The sequence below is a fragment of the Nocardia sp. NPDC051990 genome (assembly GCF_040680755.1).
Classification (GTDB): Bacteria; Actinomycetota; Actinomycetes; order Mycobacteriales; family Mycobacteriaceae; genus Nocardia.
On the sequence record NZ_JBFAXH010000003.1, the window covers coordinates 112142 to 128867 of the forward strand.

General features: G+C 64.1%; 16 protein-coding genes and 1 pseudogene. 8 read left to right on the forward strand and 9 right to left on the reverse strand.

Annotation, left to right across the window (positions count from 1 at the left end; genetic code table 11):
- Positions 1–12: 12 nt before the first annotated feature.
- The 4 genes from AB0L63_RS07115 to AB0L63_RS07130 form a co-directional block, all read right to left on the reverse strand.
- The gene (locus AB0L63_RS07115; RefSeq protein WP_364495917.1) at positions 13–516 is read right to left on the reverse strand and encodes a YbaB/EbfC family nucleoid-associated protein; all 504 of its coding nucleotides are present in this window, start codon (positions 514–516) and stop codon (positions 13–15) included.
- Between the two features lie 48 nt (positions 517–564).
- Positions 565–897: a hypothetical protein gene (locus AB0L63_RS07120; RefSeq protein ID WP_364495920.1), complete on the reverse strand. Its 333-nt coding sequence runs from the start codon at positions 895–897 to the stop codon at positions 565–567.
- Positions 898–1079: 182 nt separating this feature from the next.
- On the reverse strand, positions 1080–2714 hold the full coding sequence (locus tag AB0L63_RS07125) for a hypothetical protein (protein ID WP_364495923.1): 1635 nt from the start codon (positions 2712–2714) through the stop codon (positions 1080–1082).
- A 186-nt stretch (positions 2715–2900) separates the two neighbouring features.
- The gene (locus tag AB0L63_RS07130; protein ID WP_364495926.1) at positions 2901–4211 is read right to left on the reverse strand and encodes a hypothetical protein; all 1311 of its coding nucleotides are present in this window, start codon (positions 4209–4211) and stop codon (positions 2901–2903) included.
- Between the two features lie 341 nt (positions 4212–4552).
- Between AB0L63_RS07130 and AB0L63_RS07135 the strand changes: the two genes are divergently transcribed.
- Together AB0L63_RS07135 and AB0L63_RS07140 are read left to right on the forward strand one after the other, a co-directional pair.
- A complete protein-coding gene (locus AB0L63_RS07135) occupies positions 4553–5869 on the forward strand; it encodes an MFS transporter (RefSeq protein ID WP_364495928.1) in 1317 nt (438 codons plus the stop codon).
- Between the two features lie 91 nt (positions 5870–5960).
- Complete coding sequence (locus AB0L63_RS07140; protein ID WP_364495931.1) at positions 5961–6626, forward strand: response regulator transcription factor; 666 nt, start codon at positions 5961–5963, stop codon at positions 6624–6626.
- Here AB0L63_RS07140 and AB0L63_RS07145 read toward each other — a convergent pair.
- Entirely contained in the window at positions 6623–7840 is a 1218-nt protein-coding gene (locus tag AB0L63_RS07145) for a helix-turn-helix domain-containing protein (RefSeq protein ID WP_364495934.1), read from the reverse strand. The two genes, AB0L63_RS07140 and AB0L63_RS07145, sit on opposite strands and share 4 nt — an antisense overlap.
- 236 nt (positions 7841–8076) lie before the next feature.
- On the opposite strand from AB0L63_RS07145, the gene AB0L63_RS07150 reads away from it, so the two are divergent.
- From AB0L63_RS07150 to AB0L63_RS07160, 3 genes are read left to right on the forward strand one after another with little or no spacing between them, the layout of a single operon-like run.
- A complete protein-coding gene (locus AB0L63_RS07150) occupies positions 8077–8463 on the forward strand; it encodes a hypothetical protein (RefSeq protein ID WP_364495937.1) in 387 nt (128 codons plus the stop codon).
- Entirely contained in the window at positions 8463–8801 is a 339-nt protein-coding gene (locus AB0L63_RS07155) for a hypothetical protein (protein WP_364495940.1), read from the forward strand. Before AB0L63_RS07150 ends, AB0L63_RS07155 begins: the two co-directional genes overlap by 1 nt.
- A gap of 18 nt (positions 8802–8819) precedes the next feature.
- On the forward strand, positions 8820–9074 hold the full coding sequence (locus tag AB0L63_RS07160; RefSeq protein ID WP_364495943.1) for a hypothetical protein: 255 nt from the start codon (positions 8820–8822) through the stop codon (positions 9072–9074).
- Positions 9075–9116: 42 nt separating this feature from the next.
- Here AB0L63_RS07160 and AB0L63_RS07165 read toward each other — a convergent pair whose 3' ends face one another.
- The 3 genes and pseudogenes from AB0L63_RS07165 to AB0L63_RS07175 form a co-directional block, all read right to left on the reverse strand.
- Positions 9117–9629 (reverse strand): hypothetical protein, encoded by a 513-nt coding sequence (locus AB0L63_RS07165; protein WP_364495946.1) that lies wholly within the window; start codon positions 9627–9629, stop codon positions 9117–9119.
- Between the two features lie 25 nt (positions 9630–9654).
- Positions 9655–10437, reverse strand: coding sequence for a cupin-like domain-containing protein (locus tag AB0L63_RS07170; RefSeq protein WP_364495949.1), 783 nt, complete (start codon positions 10435–10437; stop codon positions 9655–9657).
- Between the two features lie 393 nt (positions 10438–10830).
- A pseudogene (locus tag AB0L63_RS07175) lies at positions 10831–11142 on the reverse strand (Scr1 family TA system antitoxin-like transcriptional regulator); the annotation flags it as partial.
- A 461-nt stretch (positions 11143–11603) separates the two neighbouring features.
- On the opposite strand from AB0L63_RS07175, the gene AB0L63_RS07180 reads away from it, so the two are divergent.
- The 3 genes from AB0L63_RS07180 to AB0L63_RS07190 all read left to right on the forward strand — a co-directional run bounded on the left by AB0L63_RS07180 (position 11604) and on the right by AB0L63_RS07190 (position 15494).
- A complete protein-coding gene (locus tag AB0L63_RS07180; protein WP_364495952.1) occupies positions 11604–13250 on the forward strand; it encodes a hypothetical protein in 1647 nt (548 codons plus the stop codon).
- 55 nt (positions 13251–13305) lie between these two features.
- Positions 13306–13737, forward strand: a complete 432-nt coding sequence (dtd, locus tag AB0L63_RS07185; protein WP_364495955.1) for a D-aminoacyl-tRNA deacylase — start codon at positions 13306–13308, stop codon at positions 13735–13737.
- 254 nt (positions 13738–13991) lie between these two features.
- Complete coding sequence (locus AB0L63_RS07190; protein ID WP_364495958.1) at positions 13992–15494, forward strand: hypothetical protein; 1503 nt, start codon at positions 13992–13994, stop codon at positions 15492–15494.
- A gap of 430 nt (positions 15495–15924) precedes the next feature.
- Here the strand turns inward: AB0L63_RS07190 and map are convergent, their stop codons facing one another.
- Positions 15925–16722: a type I methionyl aminopeptidase gene (gene map, locus AB0L63_RS07195; protein WP_364495961.1), complete on the reverse strand. Its 798-nt coding sequence runs from the start codon at positions 16720–16722 to the stop codon at positions 15925–15927.
- Positions 16723–16726: the final 4 nt, after the last annotated feature.

The following is a 16726-nucleotide window of genomic DNA, read 5'->3' on the forward strand; positions in this document are numbered from 1 at the left end:
CGAACGGTCGCGTCACCAGGCTTGACCGGTGACGCCCTTTCCCGGATCGGCGCTGGCGTGGTCGAGGCTCTCCACGTTGTCGAATGTCATCGCCTCGTCCTCGTCACGTTCGGGCGATCCCGGCGGCGCGACCGAAACCGGCGGCTCCAACGGAATTTCGTGCTCGACATCGGGCATCCCTTCGATGACATCGGAAAGTTTCGGCAACCGCGCGCGCTCCTCGAGCAGCGGCGCGGCGAGTTCCTTACTCTTGCGGAACACTTCGTCGGCCGCCTGCTGCGCCATCTTGGTGACCGCCTTGGCGATATCGGCATAGCTGAGTTCGTCGATGCGATCGGCGAATCGGGTTTCGATGACCACTCCATTGGCGTTCACCGTCACCGAAACCAGTTTGTCGCGGGTCGTCGCGGTGGCGGTCAGCTTGACCCGCTGCCGCTGCGCTGCGGCGATATCCTGTATGCGCTTGCGGAAATCATCGAGCAGCCCGCTGATCTCGCCCTCAGCACGTCCGACCATCTCACCCGCTCCGCCGCTATGACCGCACCCCGAAAGGCGGTCCGCCGATCACCGTCGCCGCCCGACTTGGGCCTGCCGAATAGCCTCAGCTGCCATGTCTTCGTTCTTCTTGGCTACGTCAGCCGACTTGAATTGGCCGTCCGCCAGGTTGTTCCAGGATTCGGCCTGACTGCGGGTGCCCTTGACCGAACCCTCGAGCCGCTCTTTCAACCCATTCGAGCCGTCGACGAACTGGCTGCCGAAGTGATCACTGCCGACGATGGCCAGCAACGAGTCCAGTTGCGCCTGGATCCGGTCGGCAGTGTTGTTCAGCCGATCGCGCACCTTCTCGCTGTCGATACCCGAGGCCTTGAGCTTCTCGGAGTATTTCTCGGTTGTCATCTCACACCTCTCTCGACACACCCGCCGATGCACTCGCATGCGAGCTACACCGACGAGAAAGTGAAATGCAGTCGAACTCTGTAGTGTGCCAGGGCTTTTCGATCATTCTGGCACTACGGAGGTGGTACCGGAACGGTGTCGGGCGATGAGAAGCTAAAGAATCTGTTAGGAAGAGCTTTCCGCTACGCGTCGACCATGCCGTTGCGCTCCTGGAAACGCTTCTCGAACTCTTCGATATAGCGCGACGGAGCGATGGAGGACGAAGACTGTTCCAGGACACCGTCATCGGCGATGTAGAAAATCGCCCGTCCGATCGAGATCTCCCCTGGTGCGGTCGGCACATACACCATCCAACCGCAGCTGATGCGGTCGGCGCGCAACTGGTCGAGGGGGTATCCGGTGGTATCCAGTCCGCGCTCGAGAACGTAGTCGCGGACCCGATCGACGGCTTCGGGTTCCGGCATCGGATCCGGCAGTGTGGTTGCGGCCCCGGCCATGACGAGCTGGTAGAGAGCACTGTCGATATCGAAATCGCCGTCGTCGCCGAATACGCTGACGAGCGTGTCCCGGGTGACCACGCCGGCCTCGGCCGCCGACACCAGCGTCGTCACCGCTGCCCGCTGCCCGTCGGTGGGCCGCTCGGCTAGCATGGCCGCGATCACATCGGTCACCGTCTCCGCCGTCCAGATCCCGGCGATCGCCGCACTGAGTTGATCGGCCGAGGGCGACTCGCCGCGATGCCAGCGTCCACCCTCCCACCAATAGCAGAACGACAGCAGACCGCTGGCAGCACGAGGATTGAGTACCGGGTTGGCTACCCAGGCCGGGGCGCCCGCGTACAAATCGGGCATCGGCGCGTCATCGTTGTAGGCGGCGTCCAAGGCGGGTGCGTTCCACACGCCGCCGGACAGCACCGCCCGGCCGCCGGGCAACATGTAGAGGGTGGAGCCACCGCGTTTCGCGCCCTCGAACCAGCCGAGCGCGGGCAGGATCCGCGGACCCCATTCCGATCCGACGGCAACGAACGCCGCCGCCATCACCGCCCAACGAGCCCACATCGTCGGCAGTGCCGGGAAATCACGCTCCGAGACGACCGGCCGCACACCGGACTCCCGGTCCGCGCGCGCCTGCGCTGCCGCCAGCGCCGGAGTGCGGGACTGGCGGTTGCCGTGACCGACGTAGGCGGCCAGCCACACCGGCAGCCGGTCGCGGGGGTATGCCTCGAGATCGGCCAGGTAGACCTCGGCAGGGAACAGTTGATCGTCGGGGAATGGTTCGTCACCGTAGTCGTAGTCGATTTCCAGGTGGCCCTCGCTGGACAACTGCAACAGCAGTCGCCACCACGGGCCAGCGGCCGAACCGGCCGACACCCCGCGGTGTTCGCGGACCAGATCCAGCACCGGCGCCGGCGGCTGGATGCGCACCGAACGGTCACCGTCGCTGAAGACGATCTGCGCCAACTCCGCGACCGAGGTCAAGGCGAAGACGGCATCGAGCTGCCGCCAGCCCTGCGGACCGGCGGTAGCGAGCTCGCGGGCGATGCGGTGGCCGAGTTGCTTGGCCTGCTCGACCGGGTCGGCGGGTGCTGCACCAGAAGTTTGATCGGGTTCCCGACCAGCAGCGGTCCGGGCGGCGGTGGATTCGCTGAGCGTAAAGCCGATATCGGGTTCTTCATTGGCTTCCTCGAAAGCCTCTCGGAACTCGCGCAGGAATTCGTGGTCGGCACTCTGCTCGTCGGCGAGATTCGGCTGCTGGCGATCCGGAGCCGGTTCGTCGGGGACCTGGTTGCCGTGAGCCTCGTCGTCTGGTCTGGTCACGTCGCAGCTATCTCCTCATCCATCCGACACCGCCGACCCATGGCAGGATTGCGGTACCGGTTCGAGCCGACACACTGCCCTCATCCTGGCACAGGATGTGATCGAGAGACCCGGCATGCCGAAACCCTTACACAGCGCAAACATAAAGAGTTCACTTCGCCGACACTCGGCATGACCTCGAACGAGCTATAACGCAATTCGATCACCGCATGGACGTTCGCCTTCCAAAAGGTGAAATCCCGACATGCTCTCGGATGCCGGATCGGACCACCGGCTCCCGGCATGAACTCGATGTGGTTGCGGCGCAGACAATCCAGTTGCAGACAACTGACGCATCGCGGCTTCGAGATCGACATCGCGACCGAAGGTGTCCGCCAACAGCTCTCGGGTGACCACACCGCGCTCGGCGGCAGTCAGCAAGTGCGCCACCATAGTTCGTGTTCGGACACCCGGATCCGCCGACAGTAGCCGGGCCACCGTCTCGACCACAGTATGCGGCCCCCAGATTTCCGGTATCGCCACACCGCACTGCTGCACCGAAGGCGACTCCCCGCAGTACCACTGCCTGCCATCCCACCAGAAGCAGAACGAGAGCAAGCCGACAGCCGCGCGCGGACTCAGCACCGCATTGCTCACCCAATCCGGTGCTCCCGCATAGAGGTTCGGCAGATCGACGCCGCCGTTATAGGCCGCGTTCAAAGCCGGTGCATCCCAAACTCCGCCCGAAAGCACGGCTCGCCCGCCCGGCACGACGTACAGCGTGGAGCCGCTACTGCCGTTCCCGCCGCTCTCGAACCAGCCGTTCGACGCCACGACGCGTGGCCCACGGTCGGACGAAATGGCAACGTGCGCCGCGGAAATCACCGCCCAGCGGGCCCACAACCGCGGGAACGACGGCAGTTCTGGATCCACCGGCCGCGCGCTCACCCCGTGCGCCCGATCGACGAGGGCGGCGGCCACCGCACGGCGCGGGCGGCGACACTGTCGGTCACGATGCCCCATATAGGCCCCCAACCACACCGGCAGTCGCGGCCGCGGATACGCCGCCACATCGGCGCGATACGCCTCCGGACGGAAGAGTTGATCGGCGGGGAACGGCTCGTCGCCGTAGTCATAGTCGACCTCGACGTCACCATATGCGTTGGCCTGCAACAACAGTCGCCACCACGGCTCGGCGCCGGACGCGGCAATCGCGGCACGATACTGCCGGACCAGCGCGACCACCGACTCCGGCACTTCCAGACGTACCTGCCGATGCGCACCGGTGAACTCGACACACGCCGACTCGACGGTCACGGTCAGCGCGAATACGGCGTTCAGACGCTGCCAACCGAGTGGTCCGCGTTCGCCCAACTCCCTGGCGATGCGCGAAACCAACGTGTCGACGTACCGGCCGTGGTCGGCGACGACGGTAGCCGTGCCGCCGATCTGCCCGTCGCGCCCATCCGTCGCCCGACCATCACCCCTCACGGAATTGCCACGCGGTGCTCGAGTCATTGCTCTCGTTCCTGTTCCAACGCAATCGACTCACCGATCGCGTGCTGCTATTTCGAGTGCTGGGCACGTAGTCACCATCGATGTCCACTCCGATGGTGGCATGCGGATCGACCCGCGCATCCGGTTACCGATGGTGACAAGCTAAAGGGATTGTTAAGACTTCGAACCTGTCTCCGACCAGGGCATCTACGACTGCGACAGCCGAATTATCCAGCGCTGAATTCGGTTCGAACCTTTCCTAAGGGACGGTTAGAACATCAGCGGAACCCCTGGCAATATCTTGTGACTGGCATCACAGTCGCCTTTACGGCGGTAAGTGCGGCGCCAGAAGGAGATTCACAATGTCTACGACACAACTCACCGGCGAGCGCAGGGTCGTCGCCAACGTGCTGCGTGGCTCGCTCGGCAATCTCGCCGAGTGGTACGACTGGTATGTCTACGCGGCATTCAGCGTGTACTTCGCGCAGAGCTTCTTCCCCAAGGGCGATTCCACCGCACAGCTGCTCAATTCGGCTGCGGTATTCGCGGTCGGCTTCCTGATGCGCCCGATCGGCGGCTGGATGCTCGGCCGCTATGCCGACCGCTTCGGACGCCGCGCCGCGCTGACCCTCTCGGTGACCGTCATGGCCGCGGGTTCGCTGATGATCGCCGCGACGCCCGGATATCAGACGATCGGCCTCGCCGCACCCGCCCTGCTGGTGCTGGCGCGACTGCTGCAGGGACTCTCGCTCGGCGGCGAATACGCCACCAGCGCAACGTATTTGTCCGAGGTCGCCTCGCCGGGTAAGCGCGGGTTCTACTCCAGTTTCCAGTACGTCACGCTGGTGGCCGGCCAGTTGGTCGCGCTCGGTGTGCAGATCGTCCTACAGAACATTCTCAGCGACGCGCAGATGCACAACTGGGGCTGGCGCATTCCGTTTCTCATCGGCGCGGGCGGTGCGCTGTTGATCATGTGGTTGCGCCGCAGCATGGACGAATCCGAACAATTCCAGGCCGAATCGGATCGTCCGGCGCGCGGATCGCTGCGGGTTCTGCTGCAATACCCCCGCGAATGTCTGATCGTTTGCGGACTCACCCTCGGCGGCACTGTCGCGTTCTATACGTACACGACCTATATGCAGAAGTTCATGATCAATACCGCACATATCGCCAAGCCGACTGCGGCCTGGATCAATTTCATCGCGTTGCTGGTGTTCGTGGTGCTGCAGCCGCTGGCCGGGGCGCTGTCCGACCGCATCGGCCGACGCACACTGCTCATCTTCTTCGGCATCGCCGGAACCGTGCTGACCGTGCCGATCATGACGGTGCTCGCGCACACCCGCAATCCGATCGGCGCATTCGGACTGATGATGCTGGCTCTGGTGATCATCACCGGCTACACCTCGATCAATGCCATCGTGAAGGCCGAACTCTTCCCGACCCGGATTCGGGCGCTCGGTGTCGGTCTGCCGTACGCGCTGACCGTCGCGATCTTCGGCGGCACCGCGGAGACCATCGCGCTGGCGCTGAAGAAGGCGAATCACGAATCGCTGTATTTCTGGTATGTCGCGATCTGTATCGCGATCTCGTTGACGATCTACTACTTCATGCGGGAGACCTCGAAGAACTCCGCGATCGAGGCGGAGGCCGACGCCAACGCCGAAGTCGCCGACCGCTAGCGACAGCTTGCAGATCGCTCGAAAGGTTCAGGGGCGCCTGGCTATTCGCAAACGCCTGCGCGTCACAGCTTCGCTTTGCAAGGATCAGCGCGTGCGGCTTGTGCTGGTGGAAGACGATGACGGAGTCGGTGAAGCGTTGCAGGCCGCGCTCACCGCTCGGGGCTATCTCGTCGACCGCACGCGCCGCGGTGCCGACCTACTACGCACGCACCGCGACTACGACGCGGTGATCCTCGATCTCGGACTACCGGATATGGACGGGTTGGAGGTGTTGCGGCGACTGCGTGAGGTCAGCTTGATACCGGTGCTGATTCTCACCGCACGGGCCGGTGAGCGCACCGTAGTACTCGCGCTGCGCGCCGGCGCGGATGACTATCTGGTGAAACCGCCGCGCATCGGGGAGCTGATAGCCCGGCTGGAGACAGTCAACCGTCGCGTCGTTATCCATACCGCGCCCGTGGAAGTGGTTGTTTCCCACGATGTTCGGGTGGATCTGATCGCTCGCCAGGTCGAGGTTGCCGGAGTGCCGATCATGCTCACGCACAAGGAATTCCAGCTCGTTCGCATCCTGGCGGAGCGACCCGATACCGTCGTCAGCCGGCAAGAGCTGATGGACCGCATCTGGGGCGACTCGTCGGCCTCGGTATCGCGGGCGCTCGATGTGCATATGACCGGATTGCGCGCGAAACTCGACCGGCCCGGTTTGATCACCACCGTCCGCGGCTTCGGCTATCAGTGGCGCAGCGACGGATCCTAGGTCTGCACCGAACCGTGCCGCTGCTGGAAGCGCTGCTCGAACTCCACGGCACCTGCGGTGAAGGCGTCCAGTTCGCGGACGGCGCAGGTGTCATTCCAGGGCTCTAACAGGCGCCGCGTTTCGGTGTACTTCTCGCATACTCTCGGTGAGGTGTTCGTGCGCGAAAATGCTACCGCTTGTTTCGCGGCGGCCACGGATCGGTCGAGATCGAGGGGCGCGGCGATTCGGCAGAGGCGCAGCAGCGTCAACGCTCGGTGGCGTGTTGCGTGTTCGGGGATGAACTGTAGCGATTCCTCGACCGATTCCACGGCACTGCGCCGATCACCCGTCGCTTCCAGAACAGAGCCGGTGACGTCGCTGGTTACCCAGCCCGCCATCCAATACGCGTACGAATCGTCCGGCGTTGTCTCCGTAATGTGTTCTCCAGAAACCGCTTCCAACTGCCGTCGGGCGTCTTGACGCCGATTGGCGTGCGCGAATGCCTGTGCGGATCGCAGCGCCCGGTAGTCCGCCATTCTGCGATCACGGACCTTGATGTCCAATGCTGCGTCGGCGTAGTCGGCCGCGTCGGCGTAGCGGCGGGTCCACACGGCGAGATCGGTGCGATGCACCAAGATTCCGGCTTGGACGTCTGTATCGCCCGCATCCTCGGCGTGCTGAAACGCCTGCGCGAACAATGCGTCGGCCAACTTCACCTCCCGCTGATCCCATGCGGCCCAGGCCGAGGAGGCCACAGCTTCGGCGGTCAATTGCGACAGTTGTGGTTTCAGCAATTCGGGGCAGTCGGGCAGCAGAGTCAGGCAGGTGCGTGCCATCGCATCTACCAGGGGCTTCGCGGCGTCGGATCCGAGCGAATCGTCCAACAGCATTCCCGCATGAACGGTTGTCCGAAGGTGATCAATAGCTGCCGGGGTTACCGTCGGCCGGGCTGTTCCGGCGGTCGCGGCCAGCACTGCCGTTGTCATGAGGAATTGTCTGCGGTCCACATCGGTCTCCTCCGCCAGCACTTCGAAGCGCGCCCGCGCCACAGGGTCCAGTGTTGCCCGAAGCGCGTCGAGCGCAAGCTGCGCTGCGGCATTGACACTGGATTCCCCGCGCTCCCAACCGGAGACCGTCCGCTGCCCAGCGTCGATCAGCCGGGCGAAATCACGCTGGCTCATGCGCAACGCCCTCCGTAGCGCTCGAACAGTTTCACCGGTCCACCGCGTGGTCACCGCCGCCCCCTCGCTAAAACTCGCTCAAACCTGCGTCTTTCTGCTCTGCGCTCCGCATCGTCCCAGGTCCAGGGTTGATGCATACCAGGAATGACGAAACCAATCCTCATCGAGGTACGACGAACAGGACCGAGCCGATGACTCTGAACGCTTCAACGATCACACTGCCCCGCACCGCAGCTGTTACCGAACTACGGGTGTGTCGAGTTAACAGCCCCGTCGCACATTCCGCACAGTTGCCCGCAGTGACGAAAATCCAAGCGATGGAAGGAGAAACGTCTCCAAATGACAGCGGTAAGCCGAAGGCGATCGGTTTCGTGCGGGGCGAGGTGTCGGGATTGGACGCGCCTCGGCATGCGGAAGCTGTGCAGCGGCAAGCGCGGTTGCTGGGCTACCAGTATGCGTACACGGTGCGGCCCCCACAGGATGCTCACGATCCGATCGGTTATGCCCTTGGTATCGCGGCCGGGCTCGATGTGGCTGCGATTGTTGTCTACGACCTCGCTCAGGTCGATGATCAGCCAGCGCGGGTGTGTGAGCACTTCGATCTCGAAACCGTTTGTCCCGCAACGACATGGGCAAGGGTTGCGCGCCCGGCCTCCGCACAAGCAGGAGCGGCGTGATGCGCGAGGGCACGATCGTTACGCCACCGAGGGTTTGCGCGGATGCCGATGTCGAGTTGGCGCATGAGCAGATGCGCGTGCACCGCGCCTGTCGGATCGGGCTGTGCGTGTGGAAGGCGGCGGCGTATTACACATTGATCGGTGCGGGTCGGCTGGCACCGCAATCGTTGACACCGCGTGAGCGGGCCGCGGCGCGGGGGCTCGAGTTCCCAGTACTGGAGCGCGAGGTATGCGCGGAGGGCGGGCCGACGGCGCAAACTTTACGTGAGGTGCTGGACAAACTTGCCGAGTTGGGGCTACCGGTCCCAAGTACAGGTGTTGACAGCGATGACGTGTAGGCGATCCGGGAGTCCGGGATGAGCGAACATCAGACCGAGATGGACGGCTGGCAGGCGATCTGGCGGCTCGATGACCAACGCATTCGAATAATGCTGGTGAGCAACATATTTGAATCAACTACGGTGATGTCTACCACTGACTCGGCCACTGCCCCGGACCTGGTTCAGATGCGCGAGCGGTTCCCGAAACTCGACCGGTTGTGGGATGCGATACGCCACGCGTATTGGTCCGAACTCCGTGTCCCGCAAGAACATTCACAAGGAACGATTTGAGCGAGTCTGAGCAAGCACTCGCGCTCGATCGGCATGCCTGGGTCAGCGGGTGAAGATTTGGGCGCGGCGGTTGGAGGTGGCCTCGCCCCAGCCGACCACGAATACGCGCGCAGGCTCACCCGGCACCACACCGACTCGATCGGTCACCGGAATCGCCCCCGCCCGCAACAAGGCATCGCGTTGCATTGCGATCGCCATCGCCTCGTCGAGGGCCTCGGAACGCACGGCGCGGTCGGTCTCGGGGACATCACCCTCGGGGCGCACGGCACCGTCGCTGTCACGCGCTTGTCGCGCGGCGTCGGCACGGTCCGGCTGGGCGATGGGGTCGCTGTTGGGGCGGACGGTGGCGTTGCTGTCGGATTGGTCGCGGGTGGGGGCTGGTTCTGTCTGTGTGCTTGCTACGGGTTCGGCGATGGGGCGGCGGGGTGTGGATTGGGCTGCGCCCGTGCGGTTTTCGGAGGTGGCGCGGTTGGAGTCGGAGTGGGTATCGCTGGTACCGGCACGGAAGCGGTCCGTGCCGTGAACGGCAAGTGCCGGGCCAGTTACAACGCCCACCGAACACGTCGCACCACACGACCGATCACTTCCGCTTGCGGAACCTGCCCACGATGCCATCGACAATGCGCAGCACACCACGCACCGCCATCGGGAAGAAGGCCGCCTTCATGAACTCGAAGTAGCTCGGGTTGTAGCGCGCGACATACGAGATCGCCGGATCTACGGATTCGACTTGGTGCCACCAGAACATCGGGATATAGAGGATGTCACCGGTCTCGAGGACCACGTCATAGCAGGACGCCTCCTCGAGCTTCTCGAAGCTGCGCACATCCGGGTCGAACTCGTCGGGGAGCCCGGTGTAGGGGTCCGACACATTCATCGGTATCCGGCCGTACACATTGTGGTACTCATTCGGCGGGAACAGCCGGACCCGCTTGCGGCCGTGTAGCTGAATCAGCAGGCCGTGCCACGGATCATTGTGCAGCGGTGTCAGATTGCCCTGCTGGCCGATCCACACACTGCTCGCCGCCGAACTCTGCCGCCGGCTGCCGACGCGCGACGGCAGCTGATCGGCGAGTGGCTGCGGGTCGGCGGCGGCACGCGAGTAGTAGTTCTTGCCCGGCTTCGGCTCGTCGAAAACAGCCGCCATGACATCGCGATATTCGAGCACCTCGACCGGCGATGTCTCCTGTGTGAACACATTGGTCGCACTGGTCAGCGCGGCTACCTTCTGGCTGCCGTATTTCTCGCGCAGCGCTTCCGGCTGAAAATCATCGAATACCGGCCAAGTTGTTGCGACACCACGGAATACGACCGGAGTCTGCGCATCGAAGACGGCCTCGAGTTGGAAATCCCGCTCGGGCACGACCAGCCCTTGCCGCCCGCCCCTCGACGGACTCATCGCATCCCGAACGCTCCGACCGACCCATAGTACGAAACTGGCTAGGAAAATAGGGGCCAGCGTAACCGGCCTCTCATCGTAACCCTTAGTCATATCTCCGAATCCTCTAGGAGAATTGATACTGTGCCTTGACTTTTGGTTGCTCGACGCGAGCATACCGCACCGCGGGCCGACACTATCTCGGCGAGCCGGTGGGCAATTCCCCGAAGTTCCCACCTACGGGAACAGTACCGCAACGCCCTGTCGTTACAATCGCAGGTCGATCCTCGATGCTCGGCCAGCGCGGTTCCAATCAACGGCCCCGCCGCCGCAATGACTGCCAGACCCGCGAAGGTCTCGAATGCACGGCATAGATGGCTATTTCACGCGGTTGCGCGCAATTGCCAGCTCGGCCGTGATGCCTTCCACCAAGACCATGCGATCGTCGTATAGTACGAAGTTCATCGATGGTGCAGGGCAATACGCATTCATGGGGACATCGCCGGACGACAGTCGAGGTAACCCCATCGCCGCGAGCAGCCGATCCAATCGGCCGACCATGACGTCACCGGCCCCTGTGCCGGTGTGTAATGCCTGCTCCGCGACGACAATTCGAAAATGCTGATCCCAGGGGTACAGCAACTGCTTGCGTTCTAGCCGCTTCGACACTCCTTCATCGATGTCATGGGAATCGGTAGAAGCTCGACCTCGCCAAGACCTTGACCTTCAGCGCAAATGCCCGACAATCCGTTGGGCGGCTTGCCGAAGGTAGTTCGAAGCGCGGATGTGGACGCCACTATCACACCAACCTCGAGCACTTCGGCGGCGCGATACCAGACGAGGTGCTACAGGAGTGCGAGATCAACACCGTTCACCCATCGCGCCAATTCATCGACAGGGATGCGGACGAATCCTGCTGACCTGGCGTGAGCGTGCCCAACGGTGGCACCTGCGCTCGCGCATCAGCCGATCACTCCCACCAACGGCAACATGCGCGCGACTCGGTTCATCTAGTGTTGGTCCGATGCCGATTTCAGGGGGGAGACATCGTGGCCGATCAACCTTCGGACCCGCTGATTTCACTGGTAACCGCGGCGGCGGAGCGTATGGGGTATTCATGCCGGGCAACTGAACCCGATGAGCTGCGGTTGATGGGGCCGCGCGGGGACGGACCGCATTTTCTGTGGCTGTCCAATCTGCGCCGCAGGCTGGGCGAGCAGCCGTTCGATCAGTGGCCCGCGCTTATAGCGGATCATATCGAAACGCTCTTGGCGCAAGTGGAACTCGATTACCGCGATCCGCTCGATGCCGATGAATTCGCCACGGTGCGTGGACTTCTCAGGGCACGGTTTGCATCGTCGGACATCATCGCGGGTATCGAGACCGTCGGGCGCTATATCGCACCGGGAATCATTCAGGTGGTGGTGATCGAGCAACTTCTCACCGCCGAGGCCGTCACTATCGACCAGATCGATCGGTGGCAGATCGACACCACCGAGCTCTTCGAGGTGGCCGAGGCGAACACCCGCTCCGCCGGCCGCCTCGAACTCGAATGGCGGAACTACAACGATGCGCACTTCGCCATTCTGAGCGGCTCGGACTCGGCGAGTGCCCACTCGAAGTGGCTCGGCGACTATCCGGTAATCGGTACGCACGGAGCGCTTTTCGTCGTCTCCCACGAGGGCAATGTCTACGCGCACCCGATTATCGGGCCGAATGCGCTGACGGCGATGATTCTGCTGGGCAAGGTGGCCGCCAACACCTATCGCAGTGAACCGCGGCCCATCAGCCCGGCCGTCTACTGGTGGCGGGACGGGGAGATCGGCCTGGGCGCCATTACCGAAAGCGATCCCGATCACAATGTCGAGGTGCGCCCGACCCCGGAACTCGAGGCGCTACTGACCAGCTTGGCGGTGACCTGCGAGTTCGCGGTGCTGCCCGCCGGTGCGGTCGACAACGCGCTCGACGCGCTGGAGCAGTACCGACTGATGTGCACCACCCCGGACAACAGTGCGGCCGCACCCGCCGTCGACGACCTTATCGCGGAAATCAATCGCAACGGTAGCGTTGTCGGATTCGTTGCGGCCGTGGCGGATTCGCGCGGCGCCGTACTGCAAACCTGGGGCCCGAACCGGGGCCGGCATCTGCTCGCCGTACTGAAACTCACCAAGAACCGCGACCTCGCCGTGCTCGACGTGGAGACGGGCCACCTCTACGACCCCCACGGGCACGTCGAGGTCCGCGTGACCGTTGGTGACGGCCGGTCACTGCCCTACCTCACCCGCGCACTGCTCGAGGACTTCGTGGTCGCCGCCGCCGACCCGGATGACCCGTTCCTGGTCGTCGCACGCGCGGATGACACCTACATCCGAACGCGCCGCCACGAGCAGGTCTACGAAATCGAGCATCGGGCCGGATCCGCGTCGGAACATTTCCGCGTATACACCCGGCGGCACAAGGTCGTTCGCGATGTCATCTGGGCGTGGGCCTGCGGCGACCCCTCGTGGACGGTCGCGGTGCAATGGCGGCGGGTCGATCCCACCTCGCCCGGCATCGAGGCCGCGTTCGGACTGGAAATCCTGCAGGACGAACTGTCGTCCACCGATTCCGATCTCGCTTCCGACTTACTCGCCCTATTCGATTCCTTTCTGGCAGTTCCTGATACGCCGATCCCGTCGACGGACCGCACAGACCTCGCGATCGATCCGGCAATCCTACGCGACCTGGCCTCAGCACACACCGAAGAGGCCCTCCCGATCACCGAAGCCGAAACAACCGACGACCCGAACGAGACCTGAGTCAGTCCGGCCGTGCACCGAGGGCCCGCAAATCCCCGGGTGCGAGGATCGAAGCATGCGAGTACTGGTGCAGCGCGTATCCGCCGCGAAGGTGACCGTCGACGGACAGACCGTGGGCCGGATCGAACCGAATCCGCAGGGCCTGGTCACCCTGGTCGGCGTGACGCATGCCGACACCGAATCCACCGCGAAGGCCCTGGCGGACAAGGTGTGGCGGTTGCGCATCCTCGAGGGGGAACGCGCCGCAGCGGATCTGCATGCACCCATTCTCGTAGTCAGCCAGTTCACCCTCTACGCCGATACCGCGAAGGGGCGGCGGCCGTCCTGGTCCGCCGCCGCGCACGGCTCGGCCGCCGAACCACTGGTCGAGACCTTCGCGCAGGCACTGCGCGAGCTCGGCGCAACCGTCGCCACCGGACGGTTCGGCGCGCATATGCATGTCGAACTGGTCAACGACGGTCCGGTGACACTGCTGCTCGAGGGCTGAACGCGACCGAGCGCAACCACCCTGACAAACTTCGCGCACCGCCGGTCTACCCAGCTACCTCGGCGATCCGCGCGGAACGGCGACGGCGTCCGGGAGTTCGGTCGGGACAGCTGTCAACCGGCCGATCGCGGCGGGCGCGGTCGTCGGTGGCCTGCCTGCTCATTGCGGTCGTTTCTATGGCAAACTCGCCTGGTGCAGAATGCGGCCGCTCGACGACCGCACGCGCGGAAGGTGAAGCGGGAGTTGAGGTCGCCATGGATCTGAGTGCACTCGAGCGTCGGGTAGCCGAGGATCGCCGGGCAGCCATCGACCGGACGGTCGAGAACGAATTGCGTTTGGCCACGTCGCTGTGCAACCTCGCCAAGGGCCTGGTCGCCACCAAATCCGGCCCCGGCCGGGACCGGACGGCCGAGGCGCTCGCGCCATCGCAGGAGTCCGTCGGCATCCGGCTGCACTGGCTCGCCGCCGGTCGCGTCTCGGCCGAGTTCGCGGGCGAAGTCCAGGATGCGCTACGCGTCTTCGAGCAGGCGACCCGGCACATCGGCCACCGGGAGCTCGCGGCGAGCACTATCCGCAATGCCTGTCATACCTATCGCCAGGTGTCGCGGAGCCATCCACAGGTGGCCGCGGTATGCGCGGACGGGCTGTCGAAATGTGGCGTCTGGTTGTGCCGCCTCGACCCCAAGGCCGCCGTCGCCGCCAGCGAGGATGCCGTGCGCATCCGGAGCGCGCTGTTCGCAGCGAATCCGGATCAGGCCGGAAAGTATCTCGCCAGCCTGAATATGCTGTTGCGCACGCTGATGGTCGGCCGCCAGCGCAAACAGGCCGTGGCGATGTATCGCGAGCGGTATGCCGCGCTGACCTCGCCGGAGATGACGGCACGACTGCGCGAAACCCGCATCGAGGACATCGATCTCACGAATAAGACCTTCACCGCGCTCACCAAACTCGAAACCCGGACCTTGCAGCGCGCGGGCCATCTGACGCAGCAGCAGATTCTGTACCAAACCTCCGGCGATCTCGCCACGATCGAGGAGATCAACTGGAAGCTGGCACTGGTCGGCTTGAAGCCGCTGGCCGCGGGTGCCCTACCCGATCCCCCGTCCCGGCCGGTGGAGATCGGTGCGACCTTCGGTGCATTGAGTGTGCGCTGCAGCGCACCCGACGCCGTCGCCCAGGTCCGCGCCGCGATCATCGCGGCCTACGACGCCGACAACGCAAGCCAGGTCGGTCGCTCAGCGGTCCGCGGCGCACACGAAACCCACTGGCATACCTTCGATCCCGAATTGAATCCGGCCGAATCTCTCGGCGACGACGTGGTGCTGATCGAACAGCCGTACGGCGGCTCCGTTGTTGTCATGAGCCTGAAATGGGAGATCGCAGCGATCGGCAAACACCCACTGGCACAGCATCTTTCCGCGCGCTGGCAGGTGATCAGCGTTACCGCGAACGAAAAGATGTCCTACGAGCTGTGCCGTTACGAGAACGGCGTGGCGACCCAATACGCCGCATTGGGCCGCCCGAGCGGACAAGCCCCGCTCGATACGCCATTGGCGCCATTGGACTTCGCGGCGCTGGCCGACTACGGCGCGGACTACGCGTCCGAAACCCAGGTCCGTGCCGCCTTCGGCAATACCGATATGTTCGCCAAACTCACCCAGCTGCCGTCGAGCGGCATTCGGCAAGCGGCACAGGCCATTCCGCTCGCGGACTACGGCGATAATGTCCTGTTCTTCCGCAAGTCGAGCACGAGCTGACGGACTAGCCCGACTCCCTGTGCAAGTCGAGAACGGCCACCAGAGATCCCGGTGCCGACAGTTCCACCCGATGAGCTGTCGGCGTAGAGGTTCGCGGAGTGTGCCGATGAGTCGAGTCGCGTCGTCGAGATCGAGCAGGATCGCGCCGACGCCGTAGGTTCGGCTTCTCTGCGCGACGCCACCGAGCTCGGAGTCGGATAGGGACGCCGATCCACGACTCGTACCAAGGTGTCATCCACCCGGACTCGGGACCTGACGAATGCGAAATGCGTTCGCGCTGGCGACTATTCGGTGCCGACAAACGTATGGCGCCGACATACGTATGGTGCCGTCCGATACCGCTCAAAGTTGCGGCGCCGGAAGCGTAACGGCGCCCGAGAAACGTGCGGCGCCAACCGAGGCCAGGTACCCAGCATTGGTCGGTACCGATCTACTCCGGCCGTACCGTAAGAATCCGCGGCCCGTCCTCGGTAACCGCAACCGAATGTTCCCAGTGCGCGGCCCGACTACCGTCCAGCGTCACCACGGTCCAGTCATCGTCGAGCACCTTCGTCTGCGTAGTTCCCAACGTCAACATCGGCTCGATCGCGAGCACCGATCCGACCACGAGTTTCGGTCCCTTGCCCGGCGCACCCTCGTTGGCCAGAAACGGATCCATATGCATCTCGCGGCCGATGGCGTGCCCGCCGTAACCGTCGACGATGCCATAGGACCGGCCGTGTTCCTTTTCGGCCGCGCGCGTACCCATCTCGATGGCGTGCGAGATATCGGTCAGTCGGCTACCGGGCAGCATGGCCGCGATACCCGCCTCCATCGACATCTTGGTGGCATCGCTGAGCAGCTGATCGGCCTCGATGATCGGGCCGACACCGAAGGTCCAGGCCGAGTCACCGTGCCAGCCTTCGAGAATCGCGCCACAGTCGATCGAGACCAGATCACCTTCGGCCAAGAGCTCCGACGATGTCGGAATCCCGTGCACCACACGGTCGTTCACCGACGAGCAAATCGAACCGGGAAAGCCGTGATACCCCTTGAACGATGGCACGGCGCCCGCATCGCGGATCACCTGCTCGGCGATCTCGTCCAACTCGAGGGTGGAAACACCGGGCTTGGCCGCCGCGCGCACCGCGACGAGCGCGCGACCGACAATCGCGCCGGCCGCCGCCATCGCATCCAGCTCACCTGCCGTCCGGAACGGCACGACTTTCTTCTTGCGGTTGAAGACCATCCGG